Annotated in this window: 29 protein-coding genes and 1 tRNA gene; 12 read left to right on the forward strand and 18 right to left on the reverse strand. The window is 68.7% G+C overall.

Annotated elements, in window-relative coordinates; genetic code table 11:
• Positions 1 to 9: 9 nt before the first annotated feature.
• A complete protein-coding gene (locus tag IB278_RS00390; RefSeq protein ID WP_145740013.1) occupies positions 10 to 1,350 on the reverse strand; it encodes a M23 family metallopeptidase in 1,341 nt (446 codons plus the stop codon).
• Positions 1,351 to 1,507: 157 nt separating this feature from the next.
• Between IB278_RS00390 and tyrS the strand changes: the two genes are divergently transcribed.
• Complete coding sequence (gene tyrS, locus IB278_RS00395; protein WP_192322365.1) at positions 1,508 to 2,740, forward strand: tyrosine--tRNA ligase; 1,233 nt, start codon at positions 1,508 to 1,510, stop codon at positions 2,738 to 2,740.
• A 39-nt stretch (positions 2,741 to 2,779) separates the two neighbouring features.
• Here tyrS and IB278_RS00400 read toward each other — a convergent pair whose 3' ends face one another.
• On the reverse strand, positions 2,780 to 3,397 hold the full coding sequence (locus IB278_RS00400; protein WP_145740017.1) for an OmpA family protein: 618 nt from the start codon (positions 3,395 to 3,397) through the stop codon (positions 2,780 to 2,782).
• Entirely contained in the window at positions 3,394 to 3,888 is a 495-nt protein-coding gene (locus IB278_RS00405; protein WP_145740018.1) for a FecR domain-containing protein, read from the reverse strand. Before IB278_RS00405 ends, IB278_RS00400 begins: the two co-directional genes overlap by 4 nt.
• Positions 3,889 to 4,028: 140 nt before the next feature.
• On the opposite strand from IB278_RS00405, the gene IB278_RS00410 reads away from it, so the two are divergent.
• The gene (locus IB278_RS00410) at positions 4,029 to 4,943 is read left to right on the forward strand and encodes a cation diffusion facilitator family transporter (protein WP_192322366.1); all 915 of its coding nucleotides are present in this window, start codon (positions 4,029 to 4,031) and stop codon (positions 4,941 to 4,943) included.
• Complete coding sequence (gene dtd, locus IB278_RS00415) at positions 4,940 to 5,380, forward strand: D-aminoacyl-tRNA deacylase (protein WP_145740021.1); 441 nt, start codon at positions 4,940 to 4,942, stop codon at positions 5,378 to 5,380. The genes IB278_RS00410 and dtd overlap by 4 nt, the downstream gene beginning before the upstream one ends.
• A 15-nt stretch (positions 5,381 to 5,395) precedes the next feature.
• On the opposite strand, the gene ybeY is transcribed toward dtd, so the two are convergent.
• Both ybeY and IB278_RS00425 read right to left on the reverse strand, forming a co-directional pair.
• Positions 5,396 to 5,854 (reverse strand): rRNA maturation RNase YbeY, encoded by a 459-nt coding sequence (gene ybeY / locus IB278_RS00420; RefSeq protein WP_145740023.1) that lies wholly within the window; start codon positions 5,852 to 5,854, stop codon positions 5,396 to 5,398.
• A 1-nt stretch (position 5,855) separates the two neighbouring features.
• Entirely contained in the window at positions 5,856 to 6,797 is a 942-nt protein-coding gene (locus tag IB278_RS00425; protein WP_145740024.1) for a PhoH family protein, read from the reverse strand.
• Positions 6,798 to 6,966: 169 nt separating this feature from the next.
• Here IB278_RS00425 and ruvA point away from each other — a divergent pair, with 169 nt between their 5' ends.
• A complete protein-coding gene (gene ruvA / locus IB278_RS00430) occupies positions 6,967 to 7,539 on the forward strand; it encodes a Holliday junction branch migration protein RuvA (protein ID WP_124958725.1) in 573 nt (190 codons plus the stop codon).
• 14 nt (positions 7,540 to 7,553) lie between these two features.
• On the opposite strand, the gene IB278_RS00435 is transcribed toward ruvA, so the two are convergent.
• From IB278_RS00435 to IB278_RS00465, 7 genes are read right to left on the reverse strand one after another with little or no spacing between them, the layout of a single operon-like run.
• Positions 7,554 to 8,180 (reverse strand): YdeI/OmpD-associated family protein, encoded by a 627-nt coding sequence (locus tag IB278_RS00435; RefSeq protein WP_145740026.1) that lies wholly within the window; start codon positions 8,178 to 8,180, stop codon positions 7,554 to 7,556.
• Positions 8,177 to 9,130: a phosphatidate cytidylyltransferase gene (locus tag IB278_RS00440; RefSeq protein ID WP_145740028.1), complete on the reverse strand. Its 954-nt coding sequence runs from the start codon at positions 9,128 to 9,130 to the stop codon at positions 8,177 to 8,179. The genes IB278_RS00435 and IB278_RS00440 overlap by 4 nt, the downstream gene beginning before the upstream one ends.
• Positions 9,127 to 9,849 (reverse strand): lysophospholipid acyltransferase family protein, encoded by a 723-nt coding sequence (locus IB278_RS00445; RefSeq protein WP_225612636.1) that lies wholly within the window; start codon positions 9,847 to 9,849, stop codon positions 9,127 to 9,129. Before IB278_RS00445 ends, IB278_RS00440 begins: the two co-directional genes overlap by 4 nt.
• Complete coding sequence (locus IB278_RS00450; protein WP_145740029.1) at positions 9,846 to 10,286, reverse strand: hypothetical protein; 441 nt, start codon at positions 10,284 to 10,286, stop codon at positions 9,846 to 9,848. The genes IB278_RS00445 and IB278_RS00450 overlap by 4 nt, the downstream gene beginning before the upstream one ends.
• Positions 10,279 to 11,628: a phosphatase PAP2/dual specificity phosphatase family protein gene (locus IB278_RS00455; RefSeq protein WP_145740031.1), complete on the reverse strand. Its 1,350-nt coding sequence runs from the start codon at positions 11,626 to 11,628 to the stop codon at positions 10,279 to 10,281. The genes IB278_RS00450 and IB278_RS00455 overlap by 8 nt, the downstream gene beginning before the upstream one ends.
• Before the next feature lie 19 nt (positions 11,629 to 11,647).
• Entirely contained in the window at positions 11,648 to 13,417 is a 1,770-nt protein-coding gene (locus IB278_RS00460) for a bifunctional alpha/beta hydrolase/class I SAM-dependent methyltransferase (protein ID WP_145740032.1), read from the reverse strand.
• Positions 13,418 to 13,459: 42 nt separating this feature from the next.
• Positions 13,460 to 14,062, reverse strand: a complete 603-nt coding sequence (locus tag IB278_RS00465) for a CDP-alcohol phosphatidyltransferase family protein (protein ID WP_145740034.1) — start codon at positions 14,060 to 14,062, stop codon at positions 13,460 to 13,462.
• A gap of 86 nt (positions 14,063 to 14,148) precedes the next feature.
• On the opposite strand from IB278_RS00465, the gene ruvB reads away from it, so the two are divergent.
• The 3 genes from ruvB to IB278_RS00480 all read left to right on the forward strand — a co-directional run bounded on the left by ruvB (position 14,149) and on the right by IB278_RS00480 (position 17,148).
• Positions 14,149 to 15,213 (forward strand): Holliday junction branch migration DNA helicase RuvB, encoded by a 1,065-nt coding sequence (ruvB, locus tag IB278_RS00470; protein WP_145740036.1) that lies wholly within the window; start codon positions 14,149 to 14,151, stop codon positions 15,211 to 15,213.
• Positions 15,214 to 15,219: 6 nt separating this feature from the next.
• Positions 15,220 to 16,188, forward strand: a complete 969-nt coding sequence (gene dmeF, locus IB278_RS00475) for a CDF family Co(II)/Ni(II) efflux transporter DmeF (RefSeq protein ID WP_192322367.1) — start codon at positions 15,220 to 15,222, stop codon at positions 16,186 to 16,188.
• Positions 16,189 to 16,278: 90 nt separating this feature from the next.
• The gene (locus IB278_RS00480) at positions 16,279 to 17,148 is read left to right on the forward strand and encodes a UDP-2,3-diacylglucosamine diphosphatase (RefSeq protein ID WP_192322368.1); all 870 of its coding nucleotides are present in this window, start codon (positions 16,279 to 16,281) and stop codon (positions 17,146 to 17,148) included.
• A gap of 18 nt (positions 17,149 to 17,166) precedes the next feature.
• Here IB278_RS00480 and IB278_RS00485 read toward each other — a convergent pair whose 3' ends face one another.
• Genes IB278_RS00485 through IB278_RS00495 form a run of 3 tightly spaced genes read right to left on the reverse strand, consistent with a single transcriptional unit; the run spans position 17,167 to position 19,380 of the window.
• Positions 17,167 to 18,456, reverse strand: a complete 1,290-nt coding sequence (locus tag IB278_RS00485) for a c-type cytochrome (protein WP_192322369.1) — start codon at positions 18,454 to 18,456, stop codon at positions 17,167 to 17,169.
• A gap of 7 nt (positions 18,457 to 18,463) precedes the next feature.
• Positions 18,464 to 19,195 carry a c-type cytochrome gene (locus IB278_RS00490; RefSeq protein WP_145740044.1) on the reverse strand — a complete coding sequence of 244 codons (732 nt, stop codon included), beginning with the start codon at positions 19,193 to 19,195 and terminating at the stop codon, positions 18,464 to 18,466.
• Positions 19,192 to 19,380: a DUF2970 domain-containing protein gene (locus IB278_RS00495; RefSeq protein WP_145740046.1), complete on the reverse strand. Its 189-nt coding sequence runs from the start codon at positions 19,378 to 19,380 to the stop codon at positions 19,192 to 19,194. Before IB278_RS00495 ends, IB278_RS00490 begins: the two co-directional genes overlap by 4 nt.
• A 98-nt stretch (positions 19,381 to 19,478) precedes the next feature.
• On the opposite strand from IB278_RS00495, the gene IB278_RS00500 reads away from it, so the two are divergent.
• Complete coding sequence (locus IB278_RS00500) at positions 19,479 to 20,933, forward strand: PLP-dependent aminotransferase family protein (RefSeq protein WP_192322370.1); 1,455 nt, start codon at positions 19,479 to 19,481, stop codon at positions 20,931 to 20,933.
• Entirely contained in the window at positions 20,930 to 21,592 is a 663-nt protein-coding gene (alkB, locus tag IB278_RS00505) for a DNA oxidative demethylase AlkB (protein WP_192322371.1), read from the forward strand. Before IB278_RS00500 ends, alkB begins: the two co-directional genes overlap by 4 nt.
• Before the next feature lie 297 nt (positions 21,593 to 21,889).
• On the opposite strand, the gene IB278_RS00510 is transcribed toward alkB, so the two are convergent.
• Entirely contained in the window at positions 21,890 to 22,216 is a 327-nt protein-coding gene (locus tag IB278_RS00510; protein ID WP_145740051.1) for an NIPSNAP family protein, read from the reverse strand.
• 229 nt (positions 22,217 to 22,445) lie between these two features.
• Positions 22,446 to 22,522: transfer RNA gene (locus tag IB278_RS00515), tRNA-Met, on the reverse strand.
• A gap of 148 nt (positions 22,523 to 22,670) precedes the next feature.
• Here IB278_RS00515 and IB278_RS00520 point away from each other — a divergent pair.
• Both IB278_RS00520 and IB278_RS33780 read left to right on the forward strand, forming a co-directional pair.
• Positions 22,671 to 23,339, forward strand: coding sequence for a sigma-70 family RNA polymerase sigma factor (locus tag IB278_RS00520; protein WP_145740053.1), 669 nt, complete (start codon positions 22,671 to 22,673; stop codon positions 23,337 to 23,339).
• The gene (locus IB278_RS33780; protein WP_225612637.1) at positions 23,336 to 24,559 is read left to right on the forward strand and encodes a hypothetical protein; all 1,224 of its coding nucleotides are present in this window, start codon (positions 23,336 to 23,338) and stop codon (positions 24,557 to 24,559) included. The genes IB278_RS00520 and IB278_RS33780 overlap by 4 nt, the downstream gene beginning before the upstream one ends.
• Positions 24,560 to 24,599: 40 nt before the next feature.
• Here the strand turns inward: IB278_RS33780 and IB278_RS00530 are convergent, their stop codons facing one another.
• Positions 24,600 to 25,379, reverse strand: coding sequence for an enoyl-CoA hydratase (locus tag IB278_RS00530; protein WP_192322372.1), 780 nt, complete (start codon positions 25,377 to 25,379; stop codon positions 24,600 to 24,602).
• Positions 25,380 to 25,546: 167 nt separating this feature from the next.
• On the opposite strand from IB278_RS00530, the gene IB278_RS00535 reads away from it, so the two are divergent.
• The gene (locus IB278_RS00535) at positions 25,547 to 26,149 is read left to right on the forward strand and encodes a DUF2325 domain-containing protein (RefSeq protein ID WP_192322373.1); all 603 of its coding nucleotides are present in this window, start codon (positions 25,547 to 25,549) and stop codon (positions 26,147 to 26,149) included.
• Positions 26,150 to 26,154: the final 5 nt, after the last annotated feature.

Genomic DNA, 26,154 nt, shown 5'->3' on the forward strand with positions numbered 1-26,154 from the left:
CGCCGGGGCTCAGTCCGCGCTGGCCTGGATGACCGAGAACGCGGCCGCCAGCTCGGTGCGTGCGCCGACTGCAATGCGCTCGAAGGCCGGGCGCAGGGACGCAGTGATGGGGGCGCCGCCCTCCTGGGCGATGGAGGTCGGGTCCTGGTACTCGCCGTTCACGCGGAACTCGAAGTGCAGGTGAGGGCCCGTGGCCCAACCGGTGGAACCCACGGCGCCGATCGTCTGGCCCTGGGTGATGCTTTCGCCGGCCTTGACGTTGATGCGGCTCAGGTGGGCGTAGGCCGTCTGCTGGTTGTTGCGGTGCTTGATGATGACGATGTTGCCGTAGCCGTTTTGCGTGCCGGCGAAATCGACCGTGCCGTCGCCGACGCTGCGCACCGCGGTGCCCGTGGGGGCCGCGAAGTCGATGCCGTTGTGCTGGCGCCAGCTGTTGAGGATCGGATGCATGCGCATCGCGAAGCCGCTCGACACGCGCGAGAACTCGACCGGCGAGCTCAGGTAGGCCTTGCGCAGGCTATCGCCATTCGGACGGTAATAGCTGCCCTTTTGGCCCGGGGGCTGGAACCACACGGCCTGGTGCACCTTGCCGCCGCTCTCGAACTCGGCCGAGAGCACGCGGCCGCTGCGCAGCGCCTGGCCGTCGGCTTCGAAGGTTTCGTAGACCACGGCGAAGCGGTCGCCCTTGCGCAGCGCGCGCACGTCGACGTCGCCCGCAAAGATGTCGGCCAGCTGGCTGGCCACCGCGTCGGGCACGCGGGAGTCGTCGGTGGCGGCGAACAGCGAGGTGCGGATGACGCCGCTGGCCAGGCGCGTGCCCGGCGTCAGCGTGTCGCGCTCGGTGAGCGCCACGAAGCCGACCGGCGTGCGCTCGATGACGAAACGCTTGAAGCCGCCGTCGCCATCGGGAATCCAGCGGGCGCTCAGCTTCTTGAGCTGGTTTTCCTGCGTGGCTTCGGCCGTGACGGTGCGCCCGGCGCGGGCGAACAGGGCGTTGCGGGCCTCGCTGCTGCCGCGCACGAAGGCGGTGGCGGCAGGGTCGGAAATGCCCAGGCGCTTCAGCAGGGCCTCGGCCGTGTCGCTGGAGCGCGTGATGTCGGTGCGAAACAGCGTGAAGCTGAAGTTTTCCAGCGATTCGCTCTGTTCGGCGAAAGACAGCGGAGCGGTCGCTTCGAGGATCTGCTGCACCGGGAGGTCGGAGGCGTCGGGGCCCAGGGAGGCCACTGCCAGGGTTCCGGCGCTCAGCAAGGCAGCCGCGATGGCTGCGGTGATCTGCTTGGGATAGGTCCGGAACGTATAGGCCACGCGAGAAGCCAAAAGCTCCTCGGCGGCGAGAATGCCGTTGATCAAACTATGAATTCCAGCTCAGGTTCTGCAAATCCGCGCTGCAAAGCCCAGGACGGACAGGGCGGCAGGGCGGTGCGGAAAAAGCGCCGCTTAGAATTCGGCGCTAGAAAAGTCGGGCTGAGTATAGCTTCGGCAACCTGAAAATCAGCTAAAAAAGCCTATGAATGCCGAATCTGTTACATCCACAAGCCTCTCGGATGGTGTAAGACGAGCGCTCGAAATATCGCTCCGGGGCACCGACGAGCTGCTGCCGCAGGATGAATGGGTGCGCAAGCTGCAGCGCTCGGAAGCCACTGGGACGCCGCTGCGCATCAAACTGGGGCTCGATCCGACCGCTCCCGACATCCACATCGGCCACACCGTGGTGCTCAACAAGATGCGGCAGCTGCAGGATCTGGGGCACCGGGTCATCTTTCTGATCGGCGACTTCACGACCACCATCGGCGACCCCTCGGGCCGCAACAGCACCCGACCGCCGCTCACCCGGGAGCAGATCGAAGCCAACGCCCAGACCTACTACCGGCAGGCCAGCCTGGTGCTGGACCCCGAAAAAACCGAAATCCGCTACAACTCCGAGTGGAGCGACCCGCTGGGCGCCCGGGGCATGATCCAGCTGGCCGCCAAGTACACCGTGGCGCGGATGATGGAGCGCGACGACTTCAACAAGCGCTTCAAGGCCGGCCAGTCGATCTCGGTGCACGAATTCCTCTACCCGCTGATGCAGGGCTACGACTCGGTGGCCTTGAAGAGCGACCTCGAGCTGGGCGGCACCGACCAGAAGTTCAACCTGCTCGTCGGCCGGCATCTCCAGCAGGAATACGGCCAGGAACCGCAGTGCATACTCACTATGCCGCTGCTGGAAGGGCTCGATGGCGTCGAGAAGATGTCCAAGAGCAAGAACAACTACATCGGCATCAGTGAGGACGCCAACACCATGTTCGCCAAGGTGCTGTCGATCTCCGACGAGCTGATGTGGCGCTGGTACACGCTGCTGAGCTTCCAGTCGCTCGCGCAGATCGAGGCGCTCAAGGCCGAGATCGCGGCCGGCCGCAACCCCAAGGATGCGAAGGTGGCGCTGGCCAAGGAAATCACCGCGCGCTTCCACAGCGCGGCGGCGGCCGAGGCGGCGGAACAGGATTTCATCAACCGCAGCAAGGGCGGCGTGCCCGACGACATTCCCGAGCTGTCGCTGGCCGGAGCGCCACTGGGCATTGCGCAGCTGCTCAAGCAGGCCGGCCTTGCGCCCTCGGCCTCCGAAGGCAATCGGCTGATCGATGGCGGCGGCGTGCGCGTCGACTCCGTGGTGGTCAGCGACAAGGCGCTCAAGCTGCCCGCGGGCCGCTACGTGGTGCAGGTCGGCAAGCGCAAGTTCGCGCGCGTGACCCTCGGCTGAGCGGGGCCGGCAGCGCGGCGAGCGCCGCGCGCCTGGCCGTCAGCGGACTTCGATGGTGACGCGCCGGTTGCGCGGCTCGTCCACTTCGTCCGCGGTGGGTACCGCGAGTTCGCGCTCGCCGCGGCCCACGGCCTCGATGCGCCTGGCCGGGAACTGCCGTTCGATGAAGAGCTGCACCACTTCCTGCGCGCGCCGCTGCGAGAGCATGTCGTTCTGCTCGAGCGCGCCCTTGGTGTCGGTGTGCCCGGTCACCACGATGTCGCTGCCGCTGCGGGTTTGCGCGGCAATCAGCGCCTCGTTCATGACCTGCTGCGACGCGGGCGTGAGCGTGGTGCCGCCAACTTCGAAATACACGGTGTAGCGCTGCGGCGCGGGCGGCCGCATGTCGAACAGGATCTTGTGGTCCGCCTGCACCTTGGCCGGGTCGGCTTGGTCGACCACCGGTGCACCGGAGGCGCCGACGGCGGCGGTTGCACGCTGGTAGGGCCTGGAAAGGACTTCCTCGCCGTCCTTCGCGCGCACGATCACGGCGGAAGGCTTGTCGTCCGCCTGCGGCAGCAGCACCACGCGGGTGCCTGGCGCCGAACATGCGGCCAGCAGTGCCGCGGCCAGTGCGGCAATGGAAAGAAGGCCCCGGTTCGTCGTCGCCTCCCTCATGGCTGCCCGTCGGTCTGCACGATGAAGTCGGTTCCGCGGATGCCGATGGTGGCGGTTTGCGTCTCCACCCGTATCGCGTCGGGATTGGTCTTGCCGATCAGGCCGGTGATCATGCGCATGGAGCCTCGCAGCAGCGAGACGAGCACGCCGCCTTCGTGCGTGGTGGCATTGAAGTGGAATTCCTTCAGGTCCAGCCGCGACGAAGGCCCGACCACCAGCGTCGTGTCGTCGCGCAGGACCACCGAGGCGGATGAGTCGGGACCGGTCACGATGCGGTCCACGGCAGCCAGCGCATCGCCTGCGTTGGCTGCGCGGAGCGTGCCGGCGGTGCTGAGCAGCTGCACGTTGCCCCGCACCGATTTCACGAACCCTGCCTGCGGTTCTGCAGCGGGGATGGCGCCCGCAGGACGGGAAGGCGCCTGCGCTTGAGCCAACGCCGCTGCGCCCCAGAAGGCGAAGCCTCCCACGGCGATCAGGAATTTTTTCATCATCACTCTTCTGCGAATGTCTCGCGGTGCCACAAATATTAAATACATGGAGTCGGCAGATGGAGGCCGCGCTCGATAATTCGATCGCGGATGCGGACCTTTGCCGCATTCTTGCCGACTTTTATCGCCTACGCCTTCCCTGCATGACTTTCACGCCCAAGACGCTGCTTCGTGTTTCCGTGGCGGTTGCGCTCGTCACCATCCTGCTCAAGGGCCTGGCGGGCTATGTGACCAACTCGATGGGCTTGATCTCCGATGCGATGGAGTCCTTCGTCAACCTTGCGAGCGCGATGTTTGCACTGGGCATGGTGACCATCGCCTCGCGGCCGGCCGACGAGGACCATCCCTACGGCCACCACAAGGCCGAGTACTTTTCGTCGGGCTTCGAGGGCATCCTGATCGTCGGCGCCGCCGCCGCCATCCTCTGGGTCTCGGTGCAGCGGCTGCTTGCGCCGCAGCCGCTGGAGCAGCTGGGCTGGGGGCTCGGGCTCTCGGTGGTCAGTTCGGGCTTCAACGCGGCCCTGGCTTTTGCGCTGTTCCGCGCCGCGCGAACGCACCGCTCGATTGCGCTCGAAGCCGATGCGCGGCACCTGATGGCCGACGTGTGGACCTCGGCCGGGGTGGTGGTCGGCATCGTGGCCGTGCACTTCAGCGGCTGGCTCTGGCTCGATCCGGTGCTGGCCATTGGCGTGGCGCTCAACATCGTGCGCGAAGGCGTCAGGCTGGTGTGGCGCTCGTCGCAGGGGCTGATGGACGAGGCCCTCGACGCCGAAACCATTGCCACGCTGCGCACCACGCTCGACCAGTTTGCCGCACGCATGCCGGAAGGCACGCGCATGCGCTTCGACGACATGGTGACGCGGCGCGCGGGCCAGCGCCGCTTCGCCGACCTGCACATGCATGTGCCCGGCGAGTGGACGCTGCAGCATGCCGCCGCGATGCGCGACGAACTGGAGCAGGCGCTGATGGACGCCGTGCCGGGCCTGCGCGTGACCATCCAGCTGCTGCCCCTGGGCATGGAAGCACGCGGCCCGCGCATCGAGGAAGAAGCGGTATGAAAGCCGTCGTCCAGCGCGTGGCCAGCGCGCGTGTCGACATCGCCGGGCAGACTGTCGGCGCCATTGGCGCCGGCCTGCTCGTGCTGCTGTGCGCCGAGCGCGGCGATGCCGATGCGATGGCCGACCGCATGCTGGCCAAGCTCTTGAAGCTGCGCATCTTTTCGGACGAGGCGGGCAAGATGAACCGCAGCGTGCAGGACATCGGCGGCGGCTTGCTCGTGGTGAGCCAGTTCACGCTGGCCGCCGACGTGAGCGGCGGCAACCGGCCCAGCTTCACGCAGGCGGCGGCGCCTGACGAGGGGCGGCGGCTCTACGACTATTTCGTGGACCGGGCCCGCGCCGCGCATCCGGTGGTGGCCACCGGGGAGTTCGGCGCCGACATGCAGGTTCACCTGGTCAACGACGGGCCGGTCACCATCCCGCTGCAGATGGCGTAGCGCCGCGCGCGGGCCTCAGCGGCCGTACGGATTGCGGATGCCGAGGCCCGCGAGGATCTCGATCTCGCGCGCTTCCATGGCCTCGGCGTCGGCCTCGCCGGTCTCGTGGTCCCAGCCCTGCGCGTGCAGCGTGCCGTGGACCAGCAGGTGCGCGTAGTGGGCGGCCAGGGTCTTGCGCTGTTCCTTCGCCTCGCTCGCGACCACCGGCGCGCACAGCACCAGGTCGGCCATCACCATCGGACTCTGGGTGTAGTCGAAGGTCAGCACGTTGGTGGCGTAATCCTTGCCGCGGAACTCGCGGTTCAGGCGCTGACCTTCCTCGGCATCGACGATGCGCACCGTGATCTCGCCGTCGATCTCGAGCGCATGGCGGATCCAGCGTGTGACGGCGTGGCGCGGCAGCGCGGCGCGGTGCCGTTCGACGCCCTTGAAGCGCGCGAACTGCAGCGAAAGGGAAAGTGCGGGCAGCGCCATTTCAATGCGCTCCGGCGCGCTTGCGTTGCCCGTCGTAGGCATCGACGATCTTGGCCACCAGCGGATGCCGCACCACGTCGGCGCTGGTGAAGTGCGTGATCGAAATGCCGTTCACGCGCCTGAGCACGCGCTCGGCATCGATCAGCCCGCTCAGCTGCTGCTTGGGCAGGTCGATCTGGCTCACGTCGCCGGTTACCACCGCCTTGGCGCCGAAGCCGATGCGCGTGAGGAACATCTTCATCTGCTCGACCGTGGTGTTCTGCGCTTCGTCGAGGATGACGAAGGCGTTGTTCAGCGTGCGTCCGCGCATGAAGGCCAGCGGTGCGATCTCGAGCGCATTGCGCTCGAAGGCCTTCTGCACCTTCTCGAAGCCCATGAGGTCGTAGAGCGCGTCGTACAGCGGGCGCAGGTAGGGGTCGACCTTCTGCGTCAGGTCGCCCGGGAGGAAGCCGAGCCGCTCGCCCGCTTCCACAGCCGGTCGCGTGAGCACGATGCGCTGCACCGCGGCGCGCTCGAGCGCATCGACCGCGCAAGCCACGGCCAGATAGGTCTTGCCGGTGCCGGCCGGGCCGATGCCGAAGGTGATGTCGTGCTTGGCGATGTTGTCGAGGTACAGCGCTTGCGTGGGCGTGCGCGCGCGCAGGTCGGCGCGGCGGGTGACGAGCAGGGCCGCGTCCTCGTCGCTCATCGAGCCGTCGCCCGCGAGCGTGAGCTGCACCACGGCCGGATCGATCGGACGCTGCGCGATCTCGTACAGCGCCTGCAGCACGTCCATTGCGCGCTGCGCGGAGGCCTTGGGCCCATCGACCTTGAACTGCTCGTGGCGGTGCGCGATCTTCACGCCCAGCGCCTCCTCGATGCGGCGCAGGTGCGCGTCCAGCGGGCCGCACAGGTGGCCCAGGCGCGAGTTGTTGGGCGGGGTAAAGGTGTGTCGCAGAATCACGCGGTATCCATTTCCATCTTTTTGGCAGCCCTATGCAAGACCAGTCATGCTCGAAAAAACGCAATCCAAAGCGGGGAACACCGCGGAACCGGCTTTGCCGGGCCGCCGGTGTTGCCCCCTTGAGGGGGGAGGCGGCTACACGAAGTGAGCAAGCAACGGGGGTGGGCCAATGATAGGCAAACTCACCGGCATCCTGGCCGAGCGCAACCCACCGCAGGTGGTGGTGGACTGCAACGGCGTCGGTTACGAGGTCGATGTGCCGATGAGCACGTTCTACAACCTGCCCGGCACCGGAGAGCGCGTTTCGCTGCTCACGCACTTCGTGGTGCGCGAGGACGCGCAGATTCTCTACGGTTTCGGCACCGCCGAGGAGCGTGCGGCCTTTCGGCAACTCATCAAGATCACCGGCGTGGGCCCGCGCACCGCGCTCGGCCTGCTGTCGGGGATGAGCGTGGGCGAGCTGTCGCAGGCGATCACGACGCAGGAGCTCGGCCGGCTGGTGAAGATCCCGGGCATCGGCAAGAAGACCGCCGAGCGGCTGCTGCTCGAACTCAAGGGCAAGCTGGGTGCCGACATCGGCCTGCCCGCGCATGCGGCCACCGACGCGCAGGCCGACATCCTGCAGGCGCTGGTCGCGCTGGGCTACAGCGACAAGGAGGCCGCGCTGGCGCTCAAGGCGCTGCCCAAGGACGCGACGGTGAGCGAGGGGATCAAGCTGGCGCTGAAGGCGTTGGCGAAATAAGGCGCCGGACCCGCTCAGGGGTGGATCTTCTCGCCCTTCGCGAGCATTTCCACGAACTGCGCAATGCGCTTCGCCCGCGTCTCGGGCTTCTTCGCGCCCTGCGTGCGGAACAGCACCGCATAGCGGTTGCGCGAATCGAGCGTGGCGAAGAAGGCGGCGGCCTTGGGGTTGGCGTCGAGCGCGGCCTGCAGGTCAGGCGGCACGGTGGCGACGCTCTGGGCATCGTAGGCCGCATGCCAGCGGCCGTCGGCTCGGGCGCGCTCCACTTCGGCCAGGCCGGCGGGCTGCATGCGGCCTTGGCCGATCAGCTCCAGGGCCTTGTCGCGGTTGATCTTCGACCAGGTGCTGCGCGCGGTGCGCGGGGTGAAGCGCTGCAGGAAATACTGCGCGTCCTCGCTCTTGCGCTGGCCATCGATCCAGCCCCAGCACAGCGCCTCTTCAAGCGCCGCGGGGTGGTCGATGGAGGCGATGCCGCTGTCCTTCTTCGCGATGCGCAGCCACACGCCGGCGGCGGTGGCATGGTGGCGCTTGAGCCAGCGCTCCCATGCGGCGGCGCTGCTGCATTCGATGGGTGTGTCGTGCGGAACGCGCTGCTCGGCGGCTGCGGGCTTTCTCGTGCGCGTGCTGCTGCCTGTGCTCATGGCACCCACCAGTAGCGCAATGCGTGGAAGTAGATCGGCGCCGCGAAGATCACCGAGTCGAGCCGGTCGAGCATGCCGCCGTGGCCCTCGATCATCGAGCCCCAGTCCTTCACGCCGCGGTCGCGCTTGATGGCCGACATCACGAGTCCGCCGAAGAATCCCATGAGGCAGATGGTGAGCGCCATCAGCGCGGCCTGCCACGGGTTGAATGGCGTGGCCCAGTAGAGCGCCGCGCCCAGCGCCGTGGCGCTGGCCACGCCGCCGACCAGGCCTTCCCAGGTCTTGGAAGGCGAGAGCTCGGGCGCCACCTTGCGCCGGCCGAAAAGCTTGCCCCACACGTACTGCAGCACGTCGCTGCCCTGCACCACAATCACGAGAAACGCGATCAGCAGCAGGTTGCGGCCCTCGAAACCGGGGATCTGCAGCGTGAGCAGCGCGGGCACGTGGCTGATGCAGAACACGCACACCATCAGGCCCCACTGGATCTTGGAGGTGCGCTCCAGGAAGCGCTGCGTGTCGCCGCCCACGGCCGCGAGAATCGGCAGCACCAGAAAGGCGTAGACCGGAATGAAGATCGAATAGAGCCCGTACCAGTCGATCCACACCAGGAAGTACTGCACCGGCAGCCCGATGTAGAAGGCGGCCGCAATCGCATGATGGTCGCCGCGCCGCGTGTAGGCCAGGCTGATGAACTCGCGCAGCGCATAGAACGAGATCAGGTAGAACAGCACGATCACGCCGCCCTTGCCGAACGCAAAGGCCAGGCCGATCACCGCCACCATCACCCACCATGCGTTGACGCGCGCATTGAGGTTGTCGATCACCGAGTTCGGCTGCCCCGCCGCCACGCGCCACTTGAGCAGCGCGCCGATGGCCGAGGCGAGGATCAGCACGCCGGCCACGCCGCCGAACAACTGCAGCGTGGTCTGGGTGGAAGCGGAGATGTTCATGGGGCTGCTGCTGCCTTTTCTTGCTCGGGCAGGCGGTCGTATTCGGGGCGCAGGTCGAGCATGGCGGCGCGCGCGCGGGCGATGAAGGCATTCTTGTCTTCGCCTTCTTCGAGCCGGATCGGCGTGCCGTAGCGCACCGTGCAGGCCAGCGGAATCGGCACCAGCGTGCCCTTGGGCAGCACGCGCTTGAGGTTCTCGATCCAGACCGGCACCAGCCGCACATTGGGGCAGGCGCGCGCCAGGTGATAGAGGCCGCTCTTGAGCGGCAGCAGGATGTCGTCGCCGGTGTTGCGCGTGCCCTCGGGGAACATGATGAGCGAGTCGCCGCCGTCCAGCGCCTCCTTCATCTGCTCGACCGGGTTCTCGCCCTGGCCCGAGCCGTCGCGCCGGATCATCAGTGCGTTGAACACGTCGGCGCCGATGAACTGGCGTAGCCTGGAGGCCATCCAGTAGTCCTGCCCGGCCACGGGCCGCGTGAGCGCGCGCAGGTCGGGTGGCAGCGTGGCCCACAGCAGCACGAAATCGCCATGGCTCGTGTGGTTGGCGAAGTAGAGCGTCTGCTCGGCCTTGGGCGTGGTGCCGCTCCAGATGGCGCGCACGCCGGTCAGGAGGCCCGCCGCGCCGATGATGAGCTTGCCCGCGACCACGGCCAGCGCGCGGCGCAGTACCGTGCTTTCGGGGCGGTGGTCTTTTTCGTTTTTGTCGTCTTCTTCGGTCAAGAGAGATCCTGTGTCATCAAGGCAAGAAGGAACATCGCGCTCTGGCAGGCGACCACGATGGCATGCCGCTGCATGAGCTGGCGGGTGCCCTGCACGCGGTCCTCGAGCGGGCGCAGGGCCTTCGACGCCTCCGCATTGCGCAGCCCGAGCCGGTCGAGCGCGGTGTCGAGCGCGTCCAGCGATGCGATGGCGCTGCGCGCCAGGTCGGCGAACAGCGCCTGGTCGAAGCGCAGCCTGAATGCGAAATAGCGCTCGAGCGCGCCCAGCACCAGCACCGCGCCAAACCCCATGGCGGCCGTGCTCGACAGCGAGCGCAATGTGAGCGCGAGCACCAGCGCCGCAATGCATGTGAGCGCGAAGCCCCACACCGCCAGCACCGCCGCGGCGCGCAGCAACGCGGCCAGCGAGGCGCAGGTGGCGCGTTCGCTGTCAGTCATGGGGCGGTGCTCCCGAAGCGGCGGTGCCCAAGGGCGCGAGCGACATCCGCCACGCCGGCCGCAGCACGATCTGCGGTCGCGCCAGGCGCACGGCATCCTCGGCCTGCGCCAGTCCGCCCACCGCACCGTAGCGGCCCAGCCAGGCGATCACGGCGGCGGCGCTGCGCGAAAAGCCCAGCGCGCAGCAGACCCACACGGCCGCGCCGTCGGCATTGCGGCGCTGGCCTTCGATGACCGCGGCGGCGCGCTGCAGCCGCACGGTCGGCGGCACGGTCAGGTCGAGCATCGGCACGCAGCGCGCGTGCGGCACGCCGGCCGGCACCTGCAGCTCGGCGCACAGGCTCACGAGACGGGGCCGGCCGGCGGCAATCCATTCGGCGCGCGTGGGCCGCCGCCCGAGCAAGAGGCCCGGCACCACTTCGACGAAAGCCGGCAGCCTGCGCGTCCAGAGCCATGCGTTGACGGCCGCGCCGAGGCGATAGGGTGCGAGCAGCCAGCGTGCCGCCCAGCCCATGCGGCCTTGGCCATTCATCTGGAAGCCGCGCGCGCCAAAGCCGATGTAGTTGAGTGCCACCAGCGCCAGCGAGGCCGAAGGCCAGGCGAGCCACAGCGCAACGCCGCCCAGCTGCATGGCCGCCGCGAGGAACAGCGCCGCGCCCACGGCGTAGAAGCCCGCGAGCTTCCGGCGCTGCGCATCGCGCGTGCAGCGCCAGGCGCGCGGCATCGACACCGTGCGCTCCAGCGGCCACAGCCAGACGCAGAACAGTCCGAGCAGCGCGCCGGTCGGAATGTCGATGAAATGGTGCTGCCAGGTCGTGAGCACCGAGGCACAGATCGCGAACGCCCACACATGCAGCACCAGCCTGGCCCACGCGGCGCGCAGGAACTGCCGGTACCAATCCCAAAGGATCACCGCCAGCGCGATGTGCAGCGAAGGCGCCTGGTTGTAGGGCTGGTCGAAGCCGCGCAGGGCGTTGAACAGGAAGGCTGGCGCGCCCTCGACCGCCGGCTGCCCGAAGCTGAAATGCAGCGGCCAGATCACGAAGCAGGTGCAGGCGATGAGTGTTGCGCTCACCAGCCGCAGGGCATGCCGGTCGAGCGTGTGCCTGCTGCGCGCAAGGTACAGCGAGAGCGCGTAGAAGACGTTGATCGTCCAGTACGGAAAGATCGTCCAGGCCCAGAAGGGCAGCTGCCGCTCCCACTCGAAGGCCATCGAGGGCACCTGCGCGCGCGTGGCGGCCCACCAGTTGGCCAGGCCGTAGGTCGCATAGAACAACGGCCCCAGGAACACGAGCCAGGCGGTGGCGCGCTTCCAGGGCCGTTGTGCGAGCCAGTGCTTCATCTGGTGCGCAGCCCGACGCTCACGCGACCCTCACCGCGAGCGAGACGGTGAAGATGCCCCACTCGTCGATGCGCTGGTCGATCTTGCGGAAGCCCGCTTCCTCCACCAGCTGGTCCATCTCGGCCTGCGTGCGGCGACGCATCACCCAGGCTTCGCCCTGGCGATGGCTGGTGAGTGCGCGCGCAATCATCTCGAGCTGCGGATGCCAGGGCTGGCCGGTGTAGACCAGGTAGCCGCGGTCTTCCACCGCATCGCCCACGCCCGCGAGCGAGCGCCGCACCATCTCGTTGTCGGGGAACAGCTCGTAGAGGCCCGACACCACCGCGAGCGTGGGGCGCGGCGTCACGGTGGCCAGGCTGAGGCGGTCGAAGGCGTCGGCCTGCACGAACTGCGCCACGTCTTCCAGGCCCTTCTCGGCAATGAGTGCGCGGCCGTCGCGCACGTTGATGTCGCTGTAGTCGCGCAGCAGGATCGAGCTGGCCTTGACCGGGCTCGCAAGCACCGCGTCGAGCACATAGCGGCCATGGCCGGCCGCGATGTCCATCACGCGCACTTCGCGATGCATCTCGGCCAGGCGCTCCATGGCGATGCGGATCAGCTCCTCGACGTGGATCTTGCGCTGGCGGATGCCGCGCCAGCCGATCGAGTCCAGGTAGGTCCGGTCGATGGCGCGGCCCAGCGCGCCCTTGCCCTGCGGTTCGTTGCGGTAGACGTAGTCGAGCGTGCTGCCCGAATCGAAGCCGGTGTCGTGCCCGAGCTTCACGCCGCGCGAAAGCATGCCGCCCAGGCGCAGGCCGGCGCGCGTCAGCCCCCAGTAGGCGCCGCGTGGCGAGAGCGGCGCCAGCGGCTCGGCCAGCGCGCGCGACTCGTCGGCGGTGTTGCCGCCCAGGTGCGCGGCGCGCAGGTCGACCGGCGCCGGCGGCTGGTCGAACAGCTGCAGGATGAATTCGCGGATGGCCTGCACCGCCGGCGCGCGGTCCTTCTCGCCCAGTGTGTCGTGGAAGAAGCCCGGCAGCTCGAGCTTGGTCTTCACGGCGCTGCCCAGGCGCTCGAAGAACTGGTGCTGCGGCTTGTGGTGCACCACCCAGTCCGATCCCGAGATCAGCAGCTGCACGGGCAGCGTGATCGCGTTGGCATCGGCCACCACGCGGTCGGCGGCTTCGTAGAGGCCGAGCAGGATGTTGACGGCGATCGGCCGCGAGATCAGCGGATCGCTCTCGTAGCTGGCGATGCGCTCGGGGTCGTGCGTGAGGAACTTCGCCTTCACATAGCTGTTGACGAAGAACAGGCCGCGCAGCTTGTGCAGCAGCCCCAGCCCCGCGCGCGCGAACGGCACGTAGAGCTTGACCTTGAAGGCCGGCGAGGCCAGCGTGAGCCCGCGCACCTTGGGCGCGTAGTCATGCGCCCAGGTGGAAACCAGCACGGCGCCCACGCTCTGCGCAATCACGTGGACGTCGTGCTCCGCCACGCCGTGCGTGCTGCCGATGTGCTGGACGAAGGTCTGCACGTCGCGCACCGAGGTGGCAAAGCTCGGGCTGTAGCCGCGCTGGCCCGGCGAGCGGCCGTGGCCGCGCGCGTCCCACGCGAAGAAGTCGAAGTCGGGCAGGTCGAGCTCGTCGACCAGGTGCGCCATGCGCGCGCCGTGCTCGTGGCCGCGGTGGAACAGCACGATCGCGCCGCGGCGCGTGGCGCCGGTGGCCGGCCAGTGCCGGTAGAAGAGCGATTCGCCGTCGTGCGTGCGGAACTGGCGCTCCTGCGGAATGCGTTGCTGGGTGTTGTTGTCGGTCATCGGATCCCTGTGGCTATTTCTCTGTGTTCGTCGTGTGCGGGTTTACGGCGCCTCGGCCAGCGCGCGGCGGACGCGGTTGACCACCGTCCAGGCCACGAGCACCGCGGCAAGCGGCATCAGCCACGCCGCCCAGCCCGGCAGCGGCCAGCCCAGCGCCACATAGAGGCCGAGCGCGCCGAACACGAAGGCGCGGTCGCTCTTGCCGAGCGGCCCGTCGTAGCGGCGCGAGGCACCCACCGTGGGGCCCAGCGCGCCCGCGAATTCGCTCAGGCCCGCCAGCACGATCACCGTGCCGACCCAGAACGGGCTGAACGGCTGCACCAGCGCAAACGGCAGGTACAGCGCGGCGTCGGAGACCACGTCGGTCAGCTCGTTGAGGAAGGCCCCGAGCCTGCTCTGCTGGCCGTGCTCGCGTGCCAGCATGCCGTCGATGGCGTTGAACGCCATGCGCACGAACATCCACGCCGGGATGAGCCCGAAGGCGGCCATCGACGGCGCCGCAAAGAAAAGCCAGAGCCCGAGGACGACCGAAATCGCGCACGCGGCCAGCGTGACCTGGTTGGCGGTGACGCCCAGGGCATGCAGGCGCCCGACGAGCGGCCGCAGCAGCCCCTGGAACCGTGGTTTCAGTTCGTAGATCGACACGTGCCGGCTTCCCCTCGTTTGTTATATGGCCGAAGCATTCTGCCAGTGTGGCAGGCACTAAACTCGTGCTCGCAGCCCCTCATTCCATGACCATCCAGACCGACGACTTCGCCCCTGCCCCGCCCCGCGTGGTGTCCGCCGCCCCCGCTTCGCCCCAGGAAGAGGCCATCGAGCGGGCGCTGCGCCCGAAGCTGCTCGACGAATACGTGGGCCAGGCCAAGGTGCGCGAGCAGCTCGAGATCTTCATCGGCGCGGCGCGCAAGCGCAAGGAAGCGCTCGACCACGTGCTGCTGTTCGGCCCGCCCGGCCTGGGCAAGACCACGCTGTCGCACATCATCGCGGCCGAGCTGGGCGTGAACCTGCGCCAGACCTCCGGGCCGGTGCTCGAAAAGCCCAAGGACCTGGCGGCGCTGCTGACCAACCTGGAGCCCAACGATGTGCTCTTCATCGACGAGATCCATCGCCTGAGCCCCGTGGTCGAGGAAATCCTCTACCCCGCGCTGGAGGACTACCAGATCGACATCATGATCGGCGAAGGCCCCGCGGCGCGCAGCATCAAGCTCGACCTGCAGCCCTTCACGCTGGTGGGCGCCACCACCCGCGCCGGCATGCTCACCAACCCGCTGCGCGACCGCTTCGGCATCGTGGCGCGGCTGGAGTTCTACACGCCCGAGGAACTGGCGCGCATCGTGCGGCGCAGCGCCGGCCTGCTCAAGGTGGACACCGACGCGGCCGGCGGCTTCGAGATCGCGCGCCGCTCGCGCGGCACGCCGCGCATCGCCAACCGCCTGCTGCGGCGCGTGCGCGACTACGCCGAGGTCAAGGGCAACGGCCGCATCACCGAGGACATCGCGCACAAGGCGCTCGCCATGCTCGACGTCGACCCGCAGGGCTTCGACCTGATGGACCGCAAGCTGCTCGAAGCCGTCATCCATCGCTTCGACGGCGGCCCGGTGGGCCTGGACAACGTGGCGGCCAGCATCGGCGAGGAGCGCGACACGATCGAGGACGTGATCGAGCCCTACCTGATCCAGCAGGGCTACCTGCAGCGCACGCCGCGTGGGCGCATCGCCACGCTGGCGGCCTACCGCCACCTGGGTGTGACGCCGCCTTCGAGCCGGTCCGACGGACAGGACCTCTTTGGAGTCTGACAACCCATGCATACCCATGACCTGAGTGCCTGGCAGCACGACCATCACTTCGGCGCTGGCAACGAATCGGCCGAGCGCAGCACCCGCCTCGTGATGTGGATCACCGCCGCAATGATGGTGGTCGAGATCGGTGCCGGCTGGTGGTTCAACTCCATGGCGCTCCTGGCTGACGGCTGGCACATGAGCTCGCACGCGCTGGCCATCGGCCTGAGCGCCTTCGCCTATGCGGCCGCGCGGCGCTACGCGCGCGATCCGCGCTTTGCCTTCGGCACCTGGAAGATCGAGGTGCTGGGCGGTTTTGCGAGCGCGCTGATGCTGCTCGGCGTGGCGGTACTGATGGTGGTGGGCTCGATCGAGCGGCTGCTCTCGCCCTCGGCCATCCACTACCGCGAAGCCGTGGCGGTGGCCGTGCTCGGGCTGGTGGTCAACCTGGTCTGCGCGCGGCTGCTGGGGTCGGCGCACCATCACGGGCATGGGCACGACCATGGCCATGGCCATGGCCATGCGCACCATCATCACGACGACCATGGCCACGCGCACGGACATGACCTGAACCTGCGCTCGGCCTATCTGCACGTGGTGGCCGATGCCGCCACCTCGGTGCTGGCCATCGGCGCGCTGCTCGGCGGCTGGTTCTTCGGCTGGTCCTGGCTCGACCCGGTGATGGGCATCGTCGGCGCGGTGCTGGTGGCCGTGTGGGCCAAGAGCCTGCTCAAGGAAACCGGCAAGGTGCTGCTCGACCGCGAGATGGACCATCCCGTGACGGCCGAGATCCGTGAAGGCGTCGAAACGATGCTGGCCGATTCGGAAACCCGCGTGTCCGACCTGCACGTGTGGCGCGTGGGCCGCGAGGCCTATGCCTGCGCGCTCACGGTGGTGACGCACTCGCCCACGCTCACGGCCGACGAGGTGCGGGCCTGCTTCTCGATGCACGAGGAAATCCGCCACTCGACGGTCGAAATCCAACGCTGCTGAGGACGCCCCCCGAAGCGCGGCCTTCGGCGTCACCGATATGTCACGGGATCGCCATCGCCCGGTCACGCGTTGGTGGGAGCCTACCCGTCCATGCAACGCGACGATGCTTTCCTGCGCGCATGGCGCGACACCGCGACCCGGGCCCCCGAGCCGGAGGACGAGGATCTTGCGCGCCCGCCGCTGCGCTGCCGCACCCTCTGGATCTCCGACCTGCACCTGGGCACCCCCGGCTGCCAGGCCCGCGCGCTGCTCGATTTCCTGAAGCACACCGAGTGCGAGACCCTGTTCCTGGTCGGCGACATCATCGACGGCTGGCAGCTCAAGCGGAACTGGTACTGGCCGCAGGCGCACAACGACGTGATCCAGAAGCTGCTGCGCAAGGCGCGCAAGGGCACGCGCGTGATCTTCATTCCGGGCAACCACGACGAGTTCGCGCGCAAGTACCTGAACCACAACTTCGGCGGCATCGACGTGGCCGAGGAATGGATCCACGAGACCGCCGACGGCCGCAAGCTCTGGATCATCCACGGCGACCTCTTCGACGGCGTGATCCAGTGCGCCAAGTGGCTCGCGCACGTGGGCGATTCGCTCTATGAATTCACGCTCAAGCTCAACCGCCACCTGAACTCGCTGCGCGCACGCATGGGACTGCCGTACTGGTCGCTTTCCAAGTACCTCAAGGGCAAGGTCAAGCGCGCCGTGAGCTACGTGGGCGACTTCGAGAACGCCGTGGCGCGCGAGGCCCGCAAGCGCGGCGTGCAGGGCGTGGTCTGCGGCCACATCCACCATGCCGAGATGCGCGACATCGACGGCATCCTCTACTGCAACGACGGCGACTGGGTCGAGAGCCTGACGGCGCTCGCCGAGCATGCCGACGGCACGCTGGAGATCATCGACTGGTCGCAGTACATGCCGGTGCCGGCCAAAGCGGGCGCGCAGAACCAGCCCGTGGCGGCCTGAGCGGGCACTGCCAGCCCTTCAGCGCCGCATCGTGTCGAGCTGCGTCACGGGCGGGCTGTCATTGCCCCACGATCCGCGGATGAAGGTGAGCACCGCGGCCACGTCGGCCGCATCGAGCACTTGCCCGAACGGCGGCATGCCGTAGGGCCGCGGATTGCCAGCGGTGGAGGGCAGGTAGCCGCCGTGGGCGATCACCTGGATCAGGTTGGTCGTCTGCGCCATGTTCACGGCGCGGTTGCCCGCCAGCGGCGGAAAGGCGCCCGGCGCGCCCTGGCCCTGGTCGCCGTGGCAGTAGGCGCATTGCTGGTCGTAGATTTTGGCGCCGCGGGCCATGGTGCCGGCATCGCGGCGCGTGGACGCGGCTGCCGTGCGTACGGGCGCCGCAGGTTGCGCCGGCACGCCGGGCAGGTCTTTCAGGTAGCTGGCCATCGCGGCCAGGTCGGCCTCGCTCAGGTACTGCGTGCTGCGAAAGACCACGTCGGCCATCGGCCCCATGACCGAGCCGCGCGGCGCAACGCCGTTCTTGAGCAGCGCGACCACGTCGCCCGTCGGCCAATCGGCCACGCCGGCCTGGTGCGGGTCGGCAAGCGATGGCGCATACCAGTTCTCCACCGCGATCAGCCCGCCTGAGAGGCCCAGCTTCGCCTGCGTTGCGCCGAGCGAATCGCGGCTGCCGTGGCAGGCGATGCAATGGCCCAGCCCGCCGACCAGGTAGGCGCCGCGGTTCCATTCGGCCGGCTTGCCCGCGTTGGCCACGAAAGCCTCGGGCTTGAAGGAGAGCGCCCGCCAGACTGCGAGTGCGGCCTGCGTGTCGTAGGGAAAGCGCAGCCGATGCGCCAGGTTGGGCACGGGCGCGGGCGGCACGTTGCGCAGGTAGGCGTAGATGGCATCCGAGTCTTCGCGCGTGACCTGCGTGAAGTTCGGGTAGGGGAAGGCGGGGTACAGCAGGCGGCCGTCCTTGCTGCGGCCGTTGTGCATCGCGCGCCAGAAGTGCGCGCTGCTCCAGCTGCCGATGCCGTTCTGCGCGTCGGGCGTGAGATTGCTCGAATACACGGTGCCGAAGGGCGTCTCGATCGGCAGCCCGCCGGCATAGGGCTGGCCGCCGCGCGTGGTGTGGCAGCCGGCGCAGTTGCCGGCCAGCGCAAGGTAGCGCCCGCGTTCGACCAGCTGCGGCGTGGCGTTGAAGGCTTCGGCCTGTTCGGGCAGCGGGTCTTCGCCGCGCAGGTTCAGCGCGACGATGCCGCCGGCCGCCGCGCCCAGCAGCAGCACGAGAATCAACAGCGTCCAGCCGAGATGTCGCATCTTCATCGGCGCCTCACTTCGGCATGCCGCCGCAGCGCATCGGCAGTGCAGCGGGCAGCGAGGCAGCGGGCTTCGGATCGGCCGGCATCGGCTGCACCGCGAGCCAGCTGGCCACCGCATTGATGTCCGTGGTGGTCATGCGGCGGCCGATCTCGGCCATGCAGTCGGGCGCCAGCGCATGCCGCTCGCTGGTAAGCCAGGCGCCGAGCTGCGAGGACACGTAGAGGCGGGGCAGCCCCAGCAGCCCCGGAATGGCCGGCTGCACACCGGTGAGCGCGGCGCCGTGGCACTGCACGCAGGCCGGAATGCGCCTTGCCGCATCGCCTTCGAGCGCCAGCTGGCGGCCGCGCGCCAGCTGTGCGGGCGGCGCGTCGCTGGCAGGCGAGACGGGCGGGTAGGGCAGGTCCAGGCCCGCGAAGTATTCGGCCATTTCCATCAGGTAGGCGTCGGACAGGTGCTGCACCATGTAGCTCATGTCGGCGTTGAAGCGCCGGCCGTCGCGAAAGCTCCGCAGCTGGTTGAACAGGTAGCCCGCGGGCTTGCCCGAGAGGCGCGGAAAGTAGCCGGCGTTGGTGGTCGCGCCTTCGCGCCCGTGGCAGGCGATGCAGGCGGCCACGCGCTGTTCGATGTCGCTCGCGGAAGAGGCGGCCGGTGCGGCGGGCGCCGCCGCCATGGCGAAGATGCCGTGGCCGAGCAGCAGCAATGCAATCGCGGCGATGCGGCGGGCTGCGTTGTTCTTCTTCATGTGCCGGCCGCGAAGCGCGCCAGCGCCAGCAGTCCCGCAATGAGCAGCAGCACGGTAACCAGCGCAACGCCGATCAGCGGCAAGAGCCCCACCTGTGCGGTGCGCCGGTCGGCCTCCGCGCGGCGGCCGCCCAGCCCGATGAAACTCCAGAGAACCGCGCGTACCGCGCGCATGAGATTGGACATGCACCGACTGTGCCGCAAGCGCAGCCAAAAAAACAGATGCAGATCCAAACCAAATCACCGGTGCAGATAAAGTCCCACCGAATGAAGGCCGCCCTGCCATGAAGCGCTACGAAGCCCTTGCCGCCGACATCGAGGCGTCGATCCGCCACGGCACGCTCAAGACCGGCGACCGCCTGCCCTCGGTGCGGCACACCGGCGAGAGCCGCGGCGTGAGCGCCTCCACCGTGTTCCAGGCGTACTACCTGCTGGAGGCGCGCGGCCTGGTGCGCGCGCGGGACCGCTCGGGCTACTACGTCACGGGCGGCGGGCTGCGCGATGCGCCGCCCGAGGCCAACCTCACGTCGCGCCCGGCCGAGGGCCCCAGGTCGCTCGACGTGAGCGACCACGTGTTCGACATCCTCGAGGCCAGCATGTCGCGCAAGGTGGTTCCCTTCGGCTCGGCGTTCCCGAGCCCGCTGTTGTTTCCGCTGGCACGGCTGGGCCAGTTCATGGCCGCGAGCGCCAAGTCGCTCGATCCGTGGAGCACCGTGGACGACCTCACGCCCGGCAGCGCGGCCCTGCGCCGGCAGATCGCGCTGCGCTACCTGGGCGACGGCATGCAGGTGCCGGCCGACGAGATCGTCGTCACCAACGGTGCGCTGGAGGCGCTCAACCTGTGCCTCGCGGCGGTCACGCGCCCGGGCGATTCGGTGATCGTCGAATCGCCCACCTTCTATGCGGCCCTGCAGGCGCTGGAGCGCATGGGCCTGCGAGCGATCGAGGTGCCGACGCATCCCGGCGAAGGCATCGACCTGGGGGCGCTGGAGCTGGCCATTGCGGCGCACCGGCCCAAGGCCTGCTGGCTCATGACCACGTTCCAGAACCCGCTCGGCAGCCTGATGCCCGACGCGAAGAAGAAAGCCCTGGTGGAGTTGCTCGCGCGGCATGCGCTGCCGCTGATCGAGGACGACGTGTATGCCGAGCTCTACTTCGGCGACCGGCGCCCGCCGCCGGCCAAGGCCTTCGACACGCAGGGCCTCGTGCTGCATTGCTCGTCTTTCTCGAAATGCCTGGCACCGGGCTACCGCATCGGATGGGCATCGGCCGGGCGCTTCGCGCGCAACGTGGCGCGGCTGAAGCTGACGACCACGCTCAGCACCTCGGTGCCCGCGCAGCTCGCGCTGGCAAGCTACCTCGAAAAAGGCGGGCTCGACAAGCACCTGCGCAAGCTGCGCCAGGTGCTGGCTGTGCAGCAGGCGAGCTTTGCGCAGGCAGTGGGCCACTACTTTCCTGCGGGCACGCGCGCCACGCGGCCGCTGGGTGGCTACTTCATGTGGGTCGAACTGCCGGCGCAGGTCGATGCGCTCGCGATCCATGCGCAAGCGCTGGAGCGCGGCATCAGCGTGGCGCCCGGGCCCATTTTTTCGGCCACGCGCGGCTTCGCGCACTGCCTGCGCCTGAACTATGGGCATGCCTGGGACGCGCAGAGCGAAAAGGCGATGCAGACCCTGGGGCGATTGGTGGCAGCGGCCGTGGCAGGCGGCCCGCCGCGCGAGAAAATCGTGCTGCCGTGACCTTCGACCTTTTCTCCGATGCCCTCGAAGATGCCGCATCGCCGCGCGGCAAGCAGTCGATCGGGCCCGGTGCGTTCGTCCTGCGCGGATTCGCGCTGCCTTGTGTCGACGAACTGCTGTCGGGCCTGCACGAGGTCGAGCAGCGCGCCGCCTTCCGCCACCTGGTAACCCCCGGCGGCTTCACGATGTCGGTTGCGATGACCAACTGCGGCCGGCTCGGCTGGATCTCGGACCGGCGCGGCTACCGCTATGGCGAGCACGATCCCGAAACAGGCCTGCCCTGGCCCGCGATGCCGGCCGCTTTCGCGCGCCTGGCCAAGGCATCGGCCGCCGAGGCCGGGTTTGCGGACTTCGAGCCCGACGCCTGCCTGGTGAACCGCTATGAGCCCGGCACGCGCCTGTCGCTGCACCAGGACAAGGACGAGCGCGACTACGGCGCGCCCATCGTCTCGGTATCGCTCGGCATGCCGGCCACCTTCCTCTTCGGCGGACTCGCCCGCAGCGACAAGGCCGCCCGCATTCCGCTGGTGCACGGCGACGTGGCGGTGTGGGGCGGGCCCGACCGGCTGCGCTACCACGGCGTGCTGCCGCTGGAAGACCGGCCGCACGCGCTGCTGGGCCGCCGGCGCATCAACCTGACTTTTCGCAAAGCGGGATGAAGCGGCCGCTCAAGTCAAATTGATGACTTGTTCCTTTTTTCTGTGCACAACTCTGTGGGTTGTCTGAGGACCAGGGTCGGCGGAGCCAGCATTGACGGGGGTTGGCACTAGGTTGCCTGCGGAATGGGCAGGGGGTGGAGCGGTGGAAAAACGCGGGGCGCCTGGAACGGATGTCTCGAAAAATCGAGCCGAATTCGTGACATACATCACGCTTGGGCGAGAGGACGCGATTTCATGGGAGCCCCCAAGGACCTGTCGGAAAGCACTGCGCGCCGCTCCCGTCCACCGCGGAAGAGACTATTTCGCAGGCGAGAAAGAGGTTGGCGCCAAGAACGAGTTGTCCATCTTCGCAACGATCGGTCCGGCTGCCTCGCTCGCCTTTCTGACCTCGACCCATTCGGGATCGACGACGAACTTGCCCCACTTGGTCTCACGATCGGCCAGGCTCTCCCAGACAAGCATGTAGGTCAGCGCGTTGCTGTCAGGTCCGACGGCAGTCGTCCAATATCCGAGCTGACGAATTCCCAGCCGATTCCAGATGCCCACGGTGTGGTCGCGAAATCTGGCAAGAACGTCGGGTAGGCGGCCAGGCATTGCGGTATAGACGCGCAGTTCGTAGATCATCGACCTCAGTCCTGAAAAGATGGTTGCGAGTTGACGGGGTGGCGGGCACGACCGCCCGCTCACATTGTGCTGCCAGAGGTCCATCCACCGTCAAAGGAGATGGTGCAGTGACTGCGCAATGCCTCGGAAGCACCCGGACTGATGCGGGAGCAAGCGCAATGAAAAAAGCCCCAAGTAGTTGATTTACTTGGGGCTTTTAAGCTTCAGCGAGCCATCGCGGAAGCAGTGTTGGTGGCTCTTCACGGACTCGAACCGCGGACCTGTGGATTATGATTCCATCGCTCTAACCGACTGAGCTAAAGAGCCGTTCGGCACAGTTTTGTGCCGAGCCCAAGATTATAGCGCAGGCTGCGGGTCCCGAATCAAGCCCGGCGCGAAGCACTCGGTGTCTTTTTTGCGATGGCCGACCCCGAAGCCGGCCGCCGCCCGTACAACCCCGGGTGAAAATCCGCCGATGTCTGCGCTGCCCCGCGCCCCTTCCGCCAAAGCCGCCACCGAGCGCGACGCCATGCCCGACGACCAGTTGATGCTGGCCTACGCGCGCGGCGATGGCGCGGCGTTCGACGTGCTCTATGCGCGCCACGAGGGCGGGCTGTTCCGCTTCGTCAAGCGGCTGCTGGGCACCCGACTGGCCGCGCAGGCAGACGAGGTGTTCCAGGACACCTGGGTGCGCATCATTTCGGCGCGCGACAGCTTCTCGCCGCAGGGCGCCGCCTGGCGCACCTGGGCCTTCACGATCGCGCACAACCTGGCGATGGACCGGCTGCGCGTGAGCGGGCGCGAGGTGGCGCTCGATGCGCATCCGGGCGATGGCGACGACGCTGCCTTTCCCACGCTCGACCGCGGCGTGCGCGGCGCGATGGATGCCGCGGCGCATCCGTCTGCCGAAGAACTCGCGTTCTGGCGCGCCGCCGGCCGGCGCCTGCTGGCCTGTCTGGACGAATTGCCGCCCGAGCAGCGCGCCGCGTTCCTGCTGCACCATGAAGACGGGCTGACCGTCGAAGCGCTCGCGGCCAGCCTGCAGATCGGCTTCGAAACCGTGCGAAGCCGCCTGCGCTATGGGCTACAGAAACTGCGCGCCTGCATGGAACGCTACCTGTCGGTGCTGGAGCAGCGCGCATGAACACCGGCGGCGGCAACGGCACCCCCGGCTTTGAAGATGGCGCCGAGGACGCGGCGCTGCGCGATCCCGCACTGCGCCGGGCGCTCGACCACGCGCCCGACAGCGATGCATTGCCTGATCCGCGCACCCGCGACGCGATCCGGAAGATGGCGCACAACCTCGCGCCCATTCCCGCGGCGGCGCCGGCGGTCGAAGACAAGGGGGCCGCGCCTTGGTGGCGCCGGCTGTTCGGTGGTGGCGGAGGGTCGCATGCCCGCATGCCGTGGAACGCGGCCTTTGCGACCGTGCTGCTGGCCACCTTCGTGACCGTGCTGTGGCACCGCGAACCGGTGCCCGATGCGCGGCTGGATGGAAAGGCGGGCGTTGCCTCGGCGCCTGCGACCGCTCCGGAGGCGGCGCCGTCTGCGGCTGCAGTTCCGGGCCCAACCGCGGCTCAGGCGCCAGCGCCAGCTCAAGCACCGGCACCAACTGCGGTACCAGCGCCGGCTCCGGCGCAGCCCGAAGCGGCGCGAGACGCGGTGGGCGAAGAGTCAATGCGAAGCAGGGATATCGCAGTGCGCCGATCGGCGCCGCCGCCCTCCGGCGAGAAGGAGGCTGCTGTACCGGCGCCAGAGCCCCAGATCAGCCAGGCAGCGCCAGAGTCCTTGCCACTTCCCGCACCAGCATCACCAGCAGCAGCGATCGCACCGGCGCCGCCTCCTGCCGCCATGGCTCCCGCAGCGCCGCCCGTCACCCGCGAGGCGGTCAGCGGCGACGTTGCTGCTTCCTCTCCAGCCCTGTCGGCGCCGCAGCGCAGCCCCAGTGCCGAGGCCTCCAGCATGTTGCGCTCGGCCCCCGCGCCGCGCGCGGCTGTGGTGGCTGGCAAAGCCGCGGCGAGCCCGGCGGAGGGCGCCGCTGCGTTCTCGGCGCTCGACCAATGGACCTCGCTGAACGCGACACGCGCCGGGCAGGGCGTGCGCCACGCGCGCGGCGACACCGAGGGGCTGGCCGCGCTGGTCAACACGCTGGCCCGTTCGGCCACCACCGCGCCGGGCGCCGAGCTGGCCGCGCCGGTCGAGGCGCGGCTGGAGCTCTACCGCGGCGGCACCTTGCTCGCGGTACTCGAGATCGCGGGCGACCAGGTGCGCTGGACGCCGCAGGGGGCGGGAGCTGGCGCCTCGGTCGGCACGCCGCCGGCGCCGGCGCTGGCCGAATTGAGGGCGCTGCTCGCGCGCCAGTAGTGCGGGGGGCGGCGAGGGGCGCGGCCCCGCGCGCTGTCGCTCAGGCGTTCTTGAAGTCCGGCTGGCGCTTGGCGAGGAAGGCGTCCATGCCTTCCTTCTGGTCGGCCGTGGCAAACAGCGCATGGAACAGCCGGCGCTCGAACATCACGCCGTCGGAGAGGCCGCTCTCGAAGGCGCGGTTGACCGACTCCTTGGCCGCCATCACCGCGATCTGCGAATAGCCCGCGATGACCAGCGCGGCACCGAGCGCCTCGTCGGCCAGCTTTTCATAAGGCACCACGCGGCTCACGAGGCCCGCGCGTTCGGCTTCGGCGGCGTCCATCATGCGGGCGGTGAGCGCCATGTCCATGGCCTTGCTCTTGCCCACCGCGCGCGGCAGGCGCTGCGTGCCGCCGGCGCCGGGGATCACGCCGATCTTGATTTCGGGCTGGCCGAACTTGGCGCTGTCGGCCGCAATGATGAAGTCGCACATCATCGCCAGCTCGCAGCCGCCGCCCAGCGCGAAGCCGCTCACGGCCGCGATCACGGGCTTGCGGATCGAGCGGATGGTTTCCCAGTTGCGCGTGATGTAGTCGCCCTTGTAGGTGTCGATGAAGCTGTACTTGGCCATGGCGGCGATGTCGGCGCCGGCCGCAAAGGCGCGTTCGCTGCCCGTCAGGATGATGCAGCCGATGGCGTCGTCGGCGTCGAAGGCCTTGAGTGCGGTGCCCAGCTCGGTCATGAGCGCGTCGTTGAGCGCGTTGAGCGCCTTGGGCCGGTTGAGGGTGATGATGCCGACCTTGCCTGCTTCGGTCCGCACTTCGATGTTTTCGTAGCTCATGGTGTCTCCGGGAGAAGGAAAAAACGCGCTTCACTATACCCAGCATCCGGCGCAGGCGCGCTGGCGGCGGTTGGTGCGCACAGCCGCCTGCCACCGCCGAGTCCACTTCGTCTTCGGGGCCTAGTTGAGAATTGATCTCATCTAGAATGCCCGCCATGGAGTTCCCGATGCAAGAACATGCCGTGCTGCTGCGGGCCTATGCCCGGGTCCAGGAACGCTGCTCGCAAGTGATGGCCGAGCAGGCCGCGCGCATCGCGCAACTCGAGGCGCAGGTTGTGCGGCTGCGCGGCGCGCTGGTGGCGCGCGATTCCGCCGTTGCGATCGTGCGCGAAGAACTCGCGGCGCGCGCTGCCGCGGGCCGTGCGCTGCCGAAGCGCCTCGATGCGCTGCTGGCACCGGCGGCAAGCCGCCGCCGCGCCATGCCGCGGCCCCATGACGCGGCCCCGGCCGACCTGCGCGAAAAGGCGGTGCTGTGCGTCGGCCGCGAGGAAGATGCACCATCGCTCGCGCGGCAGCTGGTGGAGATTGCCGGCTGCCGCTACCTGCACCACGACGGCGGCGACGATGCCGACGAGCTGGCACTCGAAGCTGGGCTGCGCGCCGCCGACCTTGTCATCTGCCAGACCGGCTGCGTGAGCCACGGCGCCTACTGGCGCGTGCAGGACCATTGCCGGCGAACCGGCAAGCCCTGCGTGCTGGTGGGCGAGCCGCAGCCGATCCAGTTCGTGCGGCAGCCGCCGGCCGCCGCTGCCACGGAAAGCGAACGCTAGCGGGT

Origin of the sequence: Variovorax sp. VRV01 (assembly GCF_014852545.1) — a bacterium.
GTDB lineage: Bacteria > Pseudomonadota > Gammaproteobacteria > Burkholderiales > Burkholderiaceae_C > Variovorax > Variovorax beijingensis_A.

Excerpts from the sequence above, each read along its gene's own strand:
- ybeY (WP_145740023.1), bottom strand. The coding sequence starts at position 5,854 with ATGGCGCTGCCCGCACTTTCCCTTTCGCTGCAGTTCGCGCGCTTCAAG.
- IB278_RS00410 (WP_192322366.1), top strand. The coding sequence starts at position 4,029 with ATGACTTTCACGCCCAAGACGCTGCTTCGTGTTTCCGTGGCGGTTGCG.
- dmeF (WP_192322367.1), top strand. The coding sequence starts at position 15,220 with ATGCATACCCATGACCTGAGTGCCTGGCAGCACGACCATCACTTCGGC.
- IB278_RS00535 (WP_192322373.1), top strand. The coding sequence starts at position 25,547 with ATGCAAGAACATGCCGTGCTGCTGCGGGCCTATGCCCGGGTCCAGGAA.
- IB278_RS00520 (WP_145740053.1), top strand. The coding sequence starts at position 22,671 with ATGTCTGCGCTGCCCCGCGCCCCTTCCGCCAAAGCCGCCACCGAGCGC.
- IB278_RS00460 (WP_145740032.1), bottom strand. The coding sequence starts at position 13,417 with ATGACCGACAACAACACCCAGCAACGCATTCCGCAGGAGCGCCAGTTC.
- tyrS (WP_192322365.1), top strand. The coding sequence starts at position 1,508 with ATGAATGCCGAATCTGTTACATCCACAAGCCTCTCGGATGGTGTAAGA.
- IB278_RS00440 (WP_145740028.1), bottom strand. The coding sequence starts at position 9,130 with ATGAACATCTCCGCTTCCACCCAGACCACGCTGCAGTTGTTCGGCGGC.
- IB278_RS00435 (WP_145740026.1), bottom strand. The coding sequence starts at position 8,180 with ATGAGCACAGGCAGCAGCACGCGCACGAGAAAGCCCGCAGCCGCCGAG.
- ruvA (WP_124958725.1), top strand. The coding sequence starts at position 6,967 with ATGATAGGCAAACTCACCGGCATCCTGGCCGAGCGCAACCCACCGCAG.
- IB278_RS00450 (WP_145740029.1), bottom strand. The coding sequence starts at position 10,286 with ATGACTGACAGCGAACGCGCCACCTGCGCCTCGCTGGCCGCGTTGCTG.
- IB278_RS00455 (WP_145740031.1), bottom strand. The coding sequence starts at position 11,628 with ATGAAGCACTGGCTCGCACAACGGCCCTGGAAGCGCGCCACCGCCTGG.
- ruvB (WP_145740036.1), top strand. The coding sequence starts at position 14,149 with ATGACCATCCAGACCGACGACTTCGCCCCTGCCCCGCCCCGCGTGGTG.
- IB278_RS00400 (WP_145740017.1), bottom strand. The coding sequence starts at position 3,397 with ATGAGGGAGGCGACGACGAACCGGGGCCTTCTTTCCATTGCCGCACTG.
- IB278_RS00510 (WP_145740051.1), bottom strand. The coding sequence starts at position 22,216 with ATGATCTACGAACTGCGCGTCTATACCGCAATGCCTGGCCGCCTACCC.
- IB278_RS00490 (WP_145740044.1), bottom strand. The coding sequence starts at position 19,195 with ATGAAGAAGAACAACGCAGCCCGCCGCATCGCCGCGATTGCATTGCTG.
- IB278_RS00530 (WP_192322372.1), bottom strand. The coding sequence starts at position 25,379 with ATGAGCTACGAAAACATCGAAGTGCGGACCGAAGCAGGCAAGGTCGGC.
- IB278_RS00500 (WP_192322370.1), top strand. The coding sequence starts at position 19,479 with ATGAAGCGCTACGAAGCCCTTGCCGCCGACATCGAGGCGTCGATCCGC.
- IB278_RS00405 (WP_145740018.1), bottom strand. The coding sequence starts at position 3,888 with ATGATGAAAAAATTCCTGATCGCCGTGGGAGGCTTCGCCTTCTGGGGC.
- IB278_RS00480 (WP_192322368.1), top strand. The coding sequence starts at position 16,279 with ATGCAACGCGACGATGCTTTCCTGCGCGCATGGCGCGACACCGCGACC.
- dtd (WP_145740021.1), top strand. The coding sequence starts at position 4,940 with ATGAAAGCCGTCGTCCAGCGCGTGGCCAGCGCGCGTGTCGACATCGCC.
- IB278_RS00485 (WP_192322369.1), bottom strand. The coding sequence starts at position 18,456 with ATGAAGATGCGACATCTCGGCTGGACGCTGTTGATTCTCGTGCTGCTG.
- IB278_RS00495 (WP_145740046.1), bottom strand. The coding sequence starts at position 19,380 with ATGTCCAATCTCATGCGCGCGGTACGCGCGGTTCTCTGGAGTTTCATC.
- IB278_RS33780 (WP_225612637.1), top strand. The coding sequence starts at position 23,336 with ATGAACACCGGCGGCGGCAACGGCACCCCCGGCTTTGAAGATGGCGCC.